The sequence below is a fragment of the Actinoplanes sp. TBRC 11911 genome, assembly GCF_012933445.1.
In the GTDB taxonomy this organism is placed as follows: Bacteria; Actinomycetota; Actinomycetes; order Mycobacteriales; family Micromonosporaceae; genus Actinoplanes.
The window spans coordinates 40,393-52,431 of the sequence record NZ_JABBNC010000014.1; the positions used below are offsets into that span (position 1 = coordinate 40,393).

Here is a 12,039-nt window from a genome sequence, read left to right on the forward strand (position 1 = left end):
CTTTACCCCGCAGCCCATTGCACACGGAAAGAACCGTACGCGCAACACCTCTGTCGGCAACTGGGCAAGATATTCGGCGGCGCCTCAGCCCAGGATTATCTCCAAGGTGATCTCGTCGCGGATCGGGATGCCGTAGTCGCCGATCCGCGGAATCGTGGGTTTGATCCGGCGGGCCTCGTCGGCGGCGCCCGGGGAGACGGAGACGATCCGCAGGTCACGACGCTGGTAGAACCGGATGGCGTCGAGGTTGTCGTTGGTCGTGATCAACCACAGGCGGCCGGTGGGCTTGGCTCGGCGCTTCGCCTCCTCGAGCAGGGCGGTGCCGATGCCGCGGCCTTTCGCCACCGCGTCGAGGGAGACGACTTCGAGACCGTCGCCGCCGACGGCGTAGGTGAGCAGCCCGGACATTTCCGATTTATCCGTCGTGAGGATGCCGGGGAGCCGGGCCGCGTCGTACGTCGTGCCGTGCCCGACGACGATCGTGCCGCCCCAGCGCGTCTCCAGGAAACGCTCGACCGCGGGTTGGTCCTCGGGTCTCTTGTCCCGGATCCTCATCGCCACACCCCGATTTTTGTCGCACCCGCCGCGTATGTTGTGCGGCATGCCGAAGGTTCTCGACGATCAGCTCACCACAATGCGTGGCGAGCTGGTGGGGTTCGCCTATCGGATGCTGGGCTCGCCGTTCGAGGCCGAGGACGCGGCGCAGGAGACGTTGCTGCGCGCCTGGCGTCACGGCGACTCGTACGATCCGGGGCGCGCGTCGCTGCGCACGTGGGTCTACCGCATAGCCACCAACGTCTGTCTGGACATGTTGCGCTCGGCCCAGCGCCGGTCCCGCGCCACCGACTTCACCTGCGACGGCGACTTCGGGCCGCCGCTGCCCGAGTCCACGTGGGTGCTGCCGTTGCTGGGCGACCCGCCCGCCGAGGCGGAGCGCCGCGAGACGATCCGGCTGGCCTTCGTGGCGGCCCTGCAGCATTTGCCGCCGAGGCAGCGCGCGGTGCTGATCCTACGCGACGTCCTCTGCTGGCCGGCCGTCGAGGTGGCGGCCCTTCTGGACGCGAGTGTCCCGTCGGTGACCAGCGCGTTGCAGCGGGCCCGGGCCACGCTGCGCGCCGCGTCGCCCGGCTCCGCGACGTCGCTGTCCGATTCCGCCCAGCGTGCTCTGGTCGATCGCTACGCCGATGCCTTCCAGCGGCACGACATCCCGGAGCTGGTGTCACTCCTCCAGGAGGACGTGACCACCGCGATGCCGCCGTTCGCCTGGTGGCTGCGCGGCCGCGAGACGGTGGGGGCGGTGATGGCGGCGTCCGACGCGTGCCTGGAGGACCGGATGGTTCCGGTCCGGGCGAACGGCGGGCCGGCGCTCTGGCAGCTGCGGCCCGCGAGCCCGGGTGGCGCGCCCGAGCCGTTCGGCCTGCTCGTCTTCGATTTCGGAGATTCGCTGATCTCCGGCGTGACGACTTTCCTCGGCTTCCAGGAGGTACGCGTCGGGTAGACCTTTGACAACTTCGTGATCGGGCCCGGGCATCGGGGCGCGGGCCGGGCCGGCGGCTTACTCACGGCTACGACTCGGTGATCACGTCCAGGGTGGACTTGAGGAGGGGCTCACTCCCGGCGTAGACCGAGGCGCCCGGCCCTGGCCGGCGGCTGCCGTTGACGCCGGAGTAGGCGCCTCCGGCCTCGGTCACGATCAGCGACGTCGCGGCGAAGTCCCAGATCTGGCCGCCGGTCTGCACGGCCACGTCCAGGTCGCCGCGGGCGATCATCAGCGCGGGGTGGATGGGCCACGGGCGGGCCGGGGTCAGAGCCTTCAGCGGCGCCACGATGTCGGAACCCCAGCCCTCGGGGACCACGGCAAGGCGGCTGCCGGCGGGTGACGACGGGCCGTCGGGGGAGACGCGGACGGCGGTCTCCGCCACCACCCGGCCGCCCACGACGCGGCCCTCGAAGGCGCCGGCGTCGCGTCGTGCCCACCAGATCGATCCCTGCGCCGGGTGGGCGGCCACCGCCGTGGTGATCTCGCCGGCCTCTTCCAGGGCGATCAGGATGAGCCACCGGTCCTCGCCGTTGACGAACAACGCCGTGCCGTCGATCGGGTCGACGATCCACCGCCGGGCGGCGGTGGCCATGTCGCCGGTCTCGCCCTGTTCCTCGCCGAGGACGGCGTCGCCGGGACGTGCCGCACCCAGGACGTCACGGATCGCCGACTCGACGGCACGGTCCGCCGCGGTGACGACCGAACCGTCCGACTTCAGCTCGCGCGGCAGGTCGGCCAGGGCGGCGAAGTGCGGCAACGCTACGGCCGCGCCGGTGATGGCGGCGCGCTGTGCCAATCGAAGGTCGGTCTCCACTCGCTCATCCTGCCCTGGCCGCCGTGTGCGGCGCCGCAACCGAGCCGCATGTCACCTGACGTACGGGTCAGGCTGCTGCGGTCTGGTGGGAGTCGCGCGGGCGTAGGCCCTCGCCGAGGTGGGCCGCCACCGCGTCGCGGACCTGCAGGTCGGTGGGGACCGGGCGGCCCTGAGCCTCGGCCAGGCGCCGCAGCGAGGTCATCTCGACGCCCGGCAGGCTGCAGGCGGTGAACCGGTCGAAGACCGTCAGGTCGGGGTCGATGTTCAGGGCGAAGCCGTGGCTGGTCACGCCGCCCCGGATCCGCATGCCGATGGAGACCAGCTTGGCGTGCGCCGGAGTCCAGACGCCGACCAGGCTGGCCGCACCCTTCGGCGTGTCGCGGCGGACCGTCTCGAAGCCGAGCGAGCCGATCGCGGCGATCAGTCCGTTCTCCAGCCAGCGGACCACGTCGGCGGGGCCGGACTTCTGCCGCAGGTCCATGATCAGGTACCCGATCAGCTGGCCGGGACCGTGGTACGTGGCGTGCCCGCCGCGGTCGACCGGCACCGTCGGGATCTCGTCGCTGGACGGCAGGTCGGCGGGCGGGGTGAGCTTGCCGTACGTGATGACCTCGGGATGGCTCAGCAGGAACAGCCGGTCAGGCTCGGAGCCGGCCTGACGCTCGGCGACCCAGCGGGCCATGTCGTCGGTCGCTTCCTGATACGGCACCTCGCCGAGATCCACACGTTGCAGCACCCATCGATCCTGCCAGCCGCAACCCCGCAACGGTTGTGGTGTTGGACACGAGCCGGCTAGATCGGCGCGTGCAGCGTGATCGTCGTCCAGGCGCCGACGTGCACCTGGTCGCCGTCCTTCAGCGCCCGCGACTGCCCCGCCCCCATCGCCTGCTGCTCGCCGTTCACATACGTCCCGTTGGTCGAGCCCAGGTCGGACACCAGCCACACCCCGTCCACGCTCAACGTCAGCAGCGCGTGGCTGTGCGACACCCCCGGATCGGTGTCGGACAGGTCGATCTCCGGGTTGGTGCCCTTCGACGAGCTGCGCCGGCCGATGCGCAGCTGCGGGGGCGGGAGCGCGACCGTACGCGACGGCGTCTCGTCCGGGAAGTCGACGCCTTCGATCGCGTTGTCCTCGAAGTATTCCCGGTCGACCGCGATCGTCGCCGTCCACGCCGCGACGGGGGCCACGACCGGCGGCGCCACCGACAGCACCGGGATCTTCCCCGTGTCGTGGTCGTACCCGCAGTCCTCGCAGAACCGGGTGCCGCCCGCGCGGGGAGCACCACAGTTCGGGCAATCCGCTACGGGCTGGGGCACCGGCGTACGGGGAGGGGAGACGCCGTCGATCTTCGCGCCGCAGGTGTCGCAGAAGTCGTCGGTTTCCGACGAATGCCCCTTGGGGCACGTGTATGTCGTCATTGCGAACGGCCCACCCGGACCGTCTTCGTCGAGCGCGTGTCCAGCGCCATCTCGTCCTCGGCGTTCACCTTGCGCCGCAACCGGACCGTACCGGTGGCCGCGTCCTCGATGTCGACGACCGTGGCGAGCAGCTCCTCGGTGGCCGTGTTACCGCTCTCGTGCGCGAGTTGCGCGGCCCGCCCGAACTTCAGCGTGGCCGTGACGTCGTCGCCGTGCTCGCGGGCCTTGATGCCGTCCTGGATCGCCTCGGCCAGCTCGGCCTGCCCGGTGTAGTGCGCCACCTCGCGGCTGATCCGGGTGGACAGTGCCGTGTCCTCCGTCCACACCGCCCGGATCCGGGCCTGCACCAGCACGTCGTCGCCCTCCATGACGGACACGCGAGCGGCCAGCATCTCGTCGCCCGCGGACCCGGCCGGCACGTCGACGCACAGGTGGTAGTCACGGCTCTCGGCACCCCACGAGCCGAGCGGGTAGCGCCCGGCGCGCGGCCCGTCCTCGATCCGCTTGCCCGTCAGGTCCATGACCTGCGGCTCGACCAGCTTGACGAAACGCACCGACGCGTTGACCGGCGTCCACACCTTGAGCTGGACGTCCGCGCTGGTCTTGCCCATCGCGGCGGTCATCATCTCCTGGAACGCCTGGGCCAGCCCGGACGGGTGCGCGACGATGTCGACCGTCCCGAGCATCGCCTCGGCGATCTTGCGGAGCTCGGAGACCTTCCAGTTCACGCCGACGCCGCGGCAGTCGCAGGTGAACTGCCCGGCGATCGAGGCGAGCACGGTCTCCAGATAGCCCGAGCGTTCGCCGTTGTCGCCGTCGGTCAGCAGGATCGCGTGCGCGATGTCGCCGGGCCGCAGCCCGAACAGCTGGGACGCGAGCAGCAGCCAGGCGCCCATCGCGGTGCCGCCGCTGGCCTGCAGCCGGTCGATCGAGCGGATCGCGTCGGCCCGGGTCTGCGCACTGGCCACGGCCAGCTCGCCAGGCGCCGGGTAGAGCTGCTGCGCCGTGCTCACTCCGGCGATGATCGCGAAATGCACGCCGTCGTCGATGCAGTCGACGGCCGCCTTGGCGGCCTGCCGGGCGGCGCTGATACGGCCCTCGGCCTGCATCGACCCGGACGCGTCGACGATGATGATCTCGGTGGCGCCGGACGTCCGGTGGCCGCCTTCGGCCCCGGACGACGTCACCGTGACGATCGCGTTGACCTCGGTCGCGCCCAGCGCGAGAAATTCGTTCTGGAAGGCCTCGGCGGTGTACGGCATCCCTACTCCTTGACGTCTGCTGGGTGTACGGGAATCAGGGCCACGGTGATGTTGTCGGCGCCGCCCGCCTCGTTGGCCAGATCCGCCAGCGCGCGGGCCGTATCGATCAATGTGCCCTGCGAGCGCAAGGCCGCCCGGACGACGTCGGCGAAATCGCCCGCGTCCGGCAGGTAGTTCCACAGGCCGTCACTGCACAGCACCAGGTGACCGGGCACGGTCACGGTGAACTCGCCGGTCCGCGGCGGCACCGGGCCGGCATCGGCGCCGAGCCACGCGGTGATCGCGTGCGCCTTCGGGTCGCGCAGCGCCACCTCCGGGTCGGCACCCATCTTGATCACGTGGGTGGCCCAGGAGTCGTCCTCGGTGAGCTGCTCGGCCGGGCCGTCGGCGGGCAACCAGTAGGCGCGGCTGTCGCCGACCCAGCCGATCGACACGTCGGCGCCGCGGACCGCGGCGACCACGATCGTGCAGGCCGGGTTGGACATCTGCCGCCGCGGGTCGTCGCCTTCGGAGGCCAGTGCCGCCACCGCCTCCTTCGCGGCGACGATGGCGGCGGCGACGTCGGCGGCGGCGACGTCGGGCGCCTGGGCCAGGAGCGCGCCGGCCGTCTCGGCGGCGGTCAGCGACGCCACGTCCGGATCGAACGACGCCGACACCCCGTCGCTGATCACCACGTCCACATCGGTGCCGCGGGTGGCCAGCCACATCGCGTCCTCGTTGCGGTGGTGGCGCTGCCCGCGGTCGGTCACCGCGGCGGCCACCTCGCCCGCGTCGGCCTCCAGGTGATCGCGGGGCCGGACCGCGAGCATGCCGCAGTTCTCGCAGTAGCCGTCCGCGCCCACCGAGCCGGCGGTACCGCAGTTCGGGCAGGCCGGTTCGCCGCTCAGCTGCCGTCCGCACGCTTCGCAGAAGGCCGCGCCGGCGGCCCGCTCGTCCGCGCACGAGGCGCATTCGGTCATCGTCATCGTGCCTCGTTCCTCAGGTCCGGGTCCGCGGACGGCTGGCGTTCGCGAGATCGACGAGGCGGATCTTCTCCGGCCCGTGAGCCGCCTGCGCCATCTCCCGGTACGCGCTCTCCAGCGCGAACCGTACGTCCCGTTCCCGGACCTGCCCGACGCGGGTCGCACCCAGCACTGTGGCCGGTATCGTGTCCCGTCCGCCGATCCCGCGCAACGCCTCCTCCAGCAGTTCCGCCCGCAGCGCGGCGAGCTGCGCCGCCTCGATCTCCAGCCGGTCGAGCAGCGCCGCCGCCGCGGACAGCGAGTCGTGGTCGGTGGCCCCCTGCACCAGCGCCCGGATCGCGCCCACCTGCGAGCTGCGGTACGCCGAGGAGGTGCCCGGCACCCGGTTGTACGCCTCGACGGCCCCGCTGCGGTCGCCGGCGTGCAGGCGGCAGCGAGCCAGCCCGGCCGCCGCCGTCGTGTACGCCGGATCGGTGCGGCTGACCACGTCGTAGTACCCGGCCGCGGCCTGGTGCGCCCCGGCCAGTTCCAGGCAGAGGCCGAGCGCCAGTTGCGGGGCCAGCTCGCCGGGGAGCGCCGAGTAGACCGCGTCGAACCGTTGCCGCGCGTCGTCGTACCGGCCGGTGGCCAGCGCGAGCAACCCGTCGTACCAGGCGACCCGCCAGTCCGCGTTGTCGATCGCCCGCAGCGTACGGGCGGCCTCGTCGAACTGCCCCTGGTCGATGCGGGCCCGCAGCTCTCGCAGGCGCACCTCGAACGTCTGCGCCGGGGCGGTCCGGAGCAGGGTGAGCACCTCGGCCGGGTCGGTGACGGTGACCGAGGCCAGGAACGCCGCGGCCTCGTCGGTGAGGTCGATCAGCGGGGTCGGCAGGTCCTGCCAGCGGGGTATGTCCGACTTGAGGTCGGTGCGCAGCTCGCCGGTGAACAGCCGGGACGGCGCCGGTCGCGGCGTGCCGTCGGTGGCCAGCACCTGCCGCAGCACGCCCAGCATCTGCTCGGTCATCTCGGCGGCGTCGACGAACCGGGCGGCCGCCTCCTTGCGGGTCGCGCGCAGCAGCAGCCGGTAGAACGACTCGAACCGCTCGTAGACGTCGAACTCGGTGCGAGCCGGCAGGCTGTCGGAGAACGTGGACTGGTACCCGCGGAAGTCGGTGGTGAGCACCGCGAGGGTGCGGCCGATCGTGAACAGGTCGGACGCGATCGACGGCCCCTCGGCCGCCATCTCCGGCGCCTGGTAGCCGGGCGTGCCGTAGATGTCGGCGTCCAGGTCGTCGACGCGGACGACGGCGCCCAGGTCGATAAGCCGCATCTGGTCGCCGGACTGGATCACGTTGTCCGGTTTGAAGTCGCAGAAGATCAGGCCACGGTCATGCAGATAACCGAACGCCGGCATGATCTCCAGCATGTACGCCAGGGCCTGGTCGACCGGGAGCGGATCGATGCGCCCGCCGTTGGCCGTCATCCGGTCCTTGAGGATGGTCTTGAGCGACTTCCCGCCGACGAACTCCATCACGATGTACCCGGCGCCGTCGTGCTCCACGAAGTTGTAGATCTTGACGATGTTCGGGTGCTCGACCTGGGCCAGGAACCGGCGTTCCGCGACCGCCGCCGCCAGCGCGTCCTCGTCGTCGGAGTTGAGCAGGCCCTTGAGCACCACCCACCGGTCCGAGACGTTGCGGTCGACGGCCAGGTAGATCCAGCCGAGACCGCCGTGCGCGAGCGCGCCGACCACCTCGTACTGCCCGCCGATCAGGTCGCCCTTGACCAGTTTCGGGGTGAAGTTGAACGGCTCGCCGCAGGCCGGGCAGAAGCCGGAGGGCCGTCCGGGCCGGTCGCCGCGCGAGCGCCCGACCGGGTTCTTGCACTTCGCGCAGTAGCGCTTGTCCTCGGCGATCTCGGCGTTCGCCATGATGGCGGTGGCCGGGTCGGCCTGCACGATCGGCGCGACGTCGACCAGCCCGCCCCCGAAGCGACGGCGGGACGCGGTGCGGGAGCCGGTCGTGCGGCCGCTTCCGGCCGATCGCGTGGACAGTGGACCGGTGCGGGCGGACGGGGAGCTCGCCGCCGTCCCGGGCCGCAGTAACGGCGCCAGGCCGCAGGTGTCGCAGTAGCCGTCGTCGATCGTTCCGTCGCAGCCTGGGCGTTCGCATCTCATCGGTGGTACCTCGCGATCTCGGCGGTCAGCGCTTCCTGGTAGGCGTTCACGGCGGCGCGGGCGGCCGCCAGGTCGCAGGGTGCGGTGTAGAGCGCGGCGCGGGCGGCGTCGTGCAACGGGGTCAGCGCGGTGTGTTCGCCGAGCCCCCGCGACAGCGCCTTCGCCCGGAACGCGTCGAGCCGTCCGCGCAGCTCGTTGCGGGCGGCGAGCAGTCCGGCGTTACCGGCGTCGGCGGCGCGCAGCGCGGTCAGGCGTTCCCGGGCACGCCGCGTCCACTCGGCCAGTCGCGGGCTGATCAGGGTCCATTGACCGGCCGCGGCGAGCGCCTCCACGGCGGTCAGGTCCGGTCGCAGATCGCCACTGCGTACGCGCATGATGTCCTTCTCCTCGAATCGGTCCGCGACCGCGAACGCCCCGGCGTCCGCTTTCGTCCGGGCCTCGTCGAGTTCGAGAGCCAGACGATGTGCCTCGGACAGACGATGGCTGAGAGAGTCGCGCAGCTCGGCGGCCGAGGTGCGCTCGGCGTCGGCTTTCACGATCATTTCCCGTACGCCGGAAAGGTCGTTCTCCGGTGCGCCGAGGGGATCGGTCGCGAGCAGTGCCGTGAACCGTCCCAGCCGCCGGTCGGCCTCGTCGATCGCCGCCGTCGAGCCGCCCGCGGCCCGGGTCAGCGCACGCACGTTATCGACCGCCGCGGCCAGTTCCGCCGCGACCGGCAGCATCCGTTGCCACGCCTCACCGGCTTTCACCGCGACGTCGACCGCGGTGGCGAACGCCGCCTCCATCGCGGACAGCAGCTCACCCGGCGTGCACGTGGTGCGCACCTGCCCGGCGCCGAGCAGCCCGCGCTGCGCCAGCGGCACCGTCGCCGTGGACAGCGTGACCGACTTGCCGAGCACCTCGTGCACGAACGCGGCCCGATCGGCATCGCTGAGCCTGCGCTGGTCGCGCAGCGTGCGGGCACGCGCGATCAGCTCGGTCAGCATGCGGTAGCCGTCCCACAACTGGCCGAGAGCTTCGGTCGCATCCGCCCAGGCCGCCGCCGTACGCCCGGTCAACGAGGTCTTGTCCAGGTCCTTGCGGGCCGGGTTGTCGTCCAGGTCGACCAGGTTCGTGGCGATCGCGGTCACCGCCGTCTCCAGGCGCAGGAGCTCGGCGTCGGCCGGGGCGATCGAGGGCGCTGTCATTTGTACTGAGCCGCCGGCGGTTTTGGTGCCGGGCCGAACGCACCCAGCCATTTCTTGTACGTCGCTGCCCATGTCCCGTTCTCGCGGTTCTTCTGCAGGACAGCATTGACGAACGCGGTGAACTCGGGATGATCCGCCGACATCGCCATGGCGTACGGCTCCTCGGTGAAGCGGGGCCCGATCACCTTGGCGAAGGGGTCCTGCGCCGCCATTCCGGCCAGGATCGTGTCGTCGGTCGAGATCGCGTCGACCTGTCCCAGCTGGAAGGCGACCAGGCAGTCGCCGAACGCGGGCATGGCCACCGGGATCGGTTTGGTCTTCACCTTCGCGATGTTGTCGTACGACGTCGACCCGGCCGCCGAGCAGATCCGCTTGCCGCCGAGGTCCTCGATGCTCTTGGCGGGCGAGTTCGTGGAGACCAGGACCTTTTGCCCGGCCTCGTAGTAGATGCTGGAGAAGTTCACGTCTTTCCAGCGTGCGCAGTTCGCGGTCATGGTGTCCGCGACTATATGCACATCCCCGTTGCGCGGGGCATCCACGCGGTCGTCATAGGCGATCACCTTGATCTGTATCTTGTCCGGATCCCCGAAGATCGCCTGCGCGATCTGCCGTCCCATGTCGACGTCGAAGCCCTCGACCCGCCCGGTCAACGGGTTGCGCGAGCTGAACAGCAACGTGTCCTGGCTGGTCCCGAGGATGAGCCGCCCGTCCTTCTGAATCTTCGCCATGTACGTGCCGGCGGGCATCTTCCCCGGTGGGGGCAGCGGTGTCGTGGGGCGCACGCTGGCCCGGGGATTGCAGGATTCGTCCGTTTTCTGCGCTTCGCCGGGCTGTGCGGGTGGTGTGGGCTGTGCGGGCATCATGCGGTGGCCCGGCGCGGCCTGCGGCTTCGGCCGGTCCAAGGTGGACGAGTCGCCCGCGCACCCGGCGGCGAGGCCGAGCAGGGCCAAGGAGGCGATCACGGCTACCACACGACGACGCATCATCGGTACTCCTCAAGCCGCGGCCGGACGCCGGCGATCACCAGCGCGCAAATGATCAGTGCCAGGACCAGCCCCAGCACGGTGAACACGCCCAGCCCCCGCCCCGCCGAATGGATCTCCTCGGTGAACACGGCCTTGCGCCCCTCGAACGCCTCGTCCATCGCCGAGCGCACGTTCTCGAACGTCGCCGTCGTGTCCGTGCCGATCGCCAGCCTGACCGCGCCCTCGTAGTCGCCGCCGGTGTCCATCGCATGCACCTTGGTGTGCAGGTCGGCGTACCGCTGGAATTGCGTCGCCGCCTGCCGCATCCGCAGGCCCAGCCCCGGATCGATCCTCGCGTAGGCCGGGTCGGTCAGCGGCCCGTCGCGTGCTTCGAGCTGCTGCTTGGCCGCCTGCAGCTTCTTCTCCGACTCGGTGTCGCTGCCGCGCGCGGCCAGCGTCAGCGCCTCGTCGCCGCGGATCTGCAGCGCGAGGATCCGCCCGTCCGCGATGCTCTTCATCGGCGTGGACCCGTCGTGCGCGGCCCGGTGCAGGTGCACGTTCTGCGCGATGAACAGTCCGGTGGCGCCCACGGCCAGCGCGACGGTCAGCCCGGTCGCGGCGATCAGGCGCACGTTGAAGGTCCGCCGCGTGGCCCGGCTCAGATAACGCTGTGCCCGCAGCAGCGCGACGACCAGCACGACCAGCAGCAGCCCCAGGAACACCAGCCACAGCACACTGCGCGCCCCGGCGAACCCGTGGTCCACTTCGCCGCGCGACAGCGTGAACAGCGCATCGGCACGCGGCAGCAGCGTGTCGCGGTTGAGCCGGGACGCGGCCGCGAGATAGGACGCCCCGACCGGCAGCCCTTGCCGGTTGTCCGCGCGCGCGGTGGCGACGAGCTCCGCGTACCGCGAAACCCCTGACGTCAGGTCCCGCACGGCCGCCGCGGTCGCGCTTCCTTCCCCGGTACGCCGTGCCGCCGCACTCAGCGCGACCGAGGCTCGTTCGAGATCGTCCTCATAGCGCCGGGTCAACGCCGGGGGCTCCAGCCCGCCGGCGAGGAAGGCCTGCGCCGCCGTGGTGTCCGCGTCGGCCAGCGCCGAGTAGATCGTCTCCGCTTCCACATAGAGCGGTTGCGCCCGCCCGCCGAGATCGCTGGTGCCGGAGCGTGTCGAGTATCCGGCGAGCCCCGCGACCAGCCCGACCAGGATCGCGAGCCCGACGAGCAGGCCCATCATGAGCTGCAGGCGCCCCGGCGAGGTCCGTCGCAGCCCGCGGACCCGCCGGGCGAGCCCTCGCCGCCGCGTGAGCTCGCCACCTGAGGGAGCGGTTTTGCGGAGCTCCCGTCCACCCGGCGCAGGCCGGGTCGCTAACGCTGTACTCACCTTCCAGTCCCCCGTTCCGTCCCCGGTCGCCCGGTTCCTACTGTGCGGTACGAACGCAAGAATCAAGGCCTGGCACCCGATCCCGTTGCCGCCGTTGCCCCTCGCGCTGACCATCGCCCGGACGGCGCGCTTGTCCGCTGAGGGTGCGGCCATGCTCGCAGGCCCTGCTCACCGAAGCCGGCGGGCAGGGGTTCGCGGGCGCTGCTTACCGAGGCCTGCGCACAGGCGTTCGCAGGCCCTGCTTGCCGAAGCCGGTGGACAGGCGTTCGTGGCCCTCCGCTCAGCTGCCGTCCACTGGCAGCGGCGTCCTCGCCGCATGGCATGCCGTGCCTGCCGCAGGCAACGGCATG

At 71.4% G+C, this 12,039-nt stretch carries 11 protein-coding genes; 1 reads left to right on the top strand and 10 read right to left on the bottom strand.

Translation table 11 applies throughout. From position 1 onward, the window contains the following. Positions 1-84 precede the first annotated feature (84 nt). Positions 85-555: an N-acetyltransferase gene (locus tag HH310_RS20335; RefSeq protein ID WP_169177173.1), complete on the bottom strand. Its 471-nt coding sequence runs from the start codon at positions 553-555 to the stop codon at positions 85-87. A 46-nt stretch (positions 556-601) separates the two neighbouring features. Here HH310_RS20335 and HH310_RS20340 point away from each other — a divergent pair, with 46 nt between their 5' ends. Beyond that, positions 602-1,498: an RNA polymerase subunit sigma-70 gene (locus tag HH310_RS20340; protein WP_169177174.1), complete on the top strand. Its 897-nt coding sequence runs from the start codon at positions 602-604 to the stop codon at positions 1,496-1,498. A 67-nt stretch (positions 1,499-1,565) separates the two neighbouring features. On the opposite strand, the gene HH310_RS20345 is transcribed toward HH310_RS20340, so the two are convergent. From HH310_RS20345 to HH310_RS20385, 9 genes are all read right to left on the bottom strand, one after another. Next, complete coding sequence (locus HH310_RS20345) at positions 1,566-2,354, bottom strand: inositol monophosphatase (RefSeq protein WP_169177175.1); 789 nt, start codon at positions 2,352-2,354, stop codon at positions 1,566-1,568. Positions 2,355-2,421: 67 nt separating this feature from the next. Continuing rightward, positions 2,422-3,090 carry a lipoyl(octanoyl) transferase LipB gene (gene lipB, locus HH310_RS20350; RefSeq protein ID WP_312034226.1) on the bottom strand — a complete coding sequence of 223 codons (669 nt, stop codon included), beginning with the start codon at positions 3,088-3,090 and terminating at the stop codon, positions 2,422-2,424. 56 nt (positions 3,091-3,146) lie between these two features. Further along, the gene (locus HH310_RS20355; protein WP_169177176.1) at positions 3,147-3,773 is read right to left on the bottom strand and encodes an FHA domain-containing protein; all 627 of its coding nucleotides are present in this window, start codon (positions 3,771-3,773) and stop codon (positions 3,147-3,149) included. Then, positions 3,770-5,035: a VWA domain-containing protein gene (locus HH310_RS20360; RefSeq protein ID WP_169177177.1), complete on the bottom strand. Its 1,266-nt coding sequence runs from the start codon at positions 5,033-5,035 to the stop codon at positions 3,770-3,772. Before HH310_RS20360 ends, HH310_RS20355 begins: the two co-directional genes overlap by 4 nt. Positions 5,036-5,037: 2 nt before the next feature. Next, entirely contained in the window at positions 5,038-6,000 is a 963-nt protein-coding gene (locus tag HH310_RS20365; protein ID WP_169177178.1) for a PP2C family serine/threonine-protein phosphatase, read from the bottom strand. Between the two features lie 13 nt (positions 6,001-6,013). After that, positions 6,014-8,152, bottom strand: a complete 2,139-nt coding sequence (locus HH310_RS20370; RefSeq protein ID WP_169177179.1) for a serine/threonine-protein kinase — start codon at positions 8,150-8,152, stop codon at positions 6,014-6,016. Then, positions 8,149-9,339 (bottom strand): hypothetical protein, encoded by a 1,191-nt coding sequence (locus HH310_RS20375; RefSeq protein WP_169177180.1) that lies wholly within the window; start codon positions 9,337-9,339, stop codon positions 8,149-8,151. Before HH310_RS20375 ends, HH310_RS20370 begins: the two co-directional genes overlap by 4 nt. Continuing rightward, positions 9,336-10,325: a glutamate ABC transporter substrate-binding protein gene (locus HH310_RS20380; RefSeq protein ID WP_248294199.1), complete on the bottom strand. Its 990-nt coding sequence runs from the start codon at positions 10,323-10,325 to the stop codon at positions 9,336-9,338. Before HH310_RS20380 ends, HH310_RS20375 begins: the two co-directional genes overlap by 4 nt. Next, positions 10,322-11,542, bottom strand: coding sequence for a hypothetical protein (locus HH310_RS20385; RefSeq protein ID WP_169177181.1), 1,221 nt, complete (start codon positions 11,540-11,542; stop codon positions 10,322-10,324). Before HH310_RS20385 ends, HH310_RS20380 begins: the two co-directional genes overlap by 4 nt. Between the last annotated feature and the right edge of the window lie 497 nt (positions 11,543-12,039).